Below are 320 nucleotides of genomic sequence, written 5' to 3'. Positions count from 1 at the left end.
TACAAACGCGATGTCGCTGGCAAGCCCTTCACCAAGACGCGCCTGGCCGCGCTGCGCAACGACGCCAAGCTGGCGCATCTGGAGGGCGACGATGAACGCCTGCAACCGGGATTGGCCTTCGACCTGAACGAGCATCCGCGTGAGGACTTCAATGATCGCTGGCGCACCATCGCCATCAAGCACGAAGGCAAGCAGCACACCAGTTTGCAGGAAGAATCCTTTGGTAGCGGCCTCGGTACGTCTTACACGTTGAAAGCCAGCGCCATCCGCTGGACCTCCGACTGGAAAGCCCCGCTGCGTAATAAACCCTGCATCGACGG

Annotated in this window: 1 protein-coding gene; it reads left to right on the top strand. The window is 60.6% G+C overall.

Features of this window, described 5'->3' with window-relative positions:
- Positions 1-320: contractile injection system protein, VgrG/Pvc8 family (locus NTD80_RS16900; RefSeq protein WP_262134369.1), on the top strand; the 320-nt coding region annotated here is incomplete at both ends.

Origin of the sequence: Pseudomonas sp. 13B_2.1_Bac1 (assembly GCF_025466155.1) — a bacterium.
Classification (GTDB): Bacteria; Pseudomonadota; Gammaproteobacteria; order Pseudomonadales; family Pseudomonadaceae; genus Aquipseudomonas; species Aquipseudomonas aylmerensis.
This window is presented reverse-complemented; position numbering and strand designations above follow the sequence as displayed.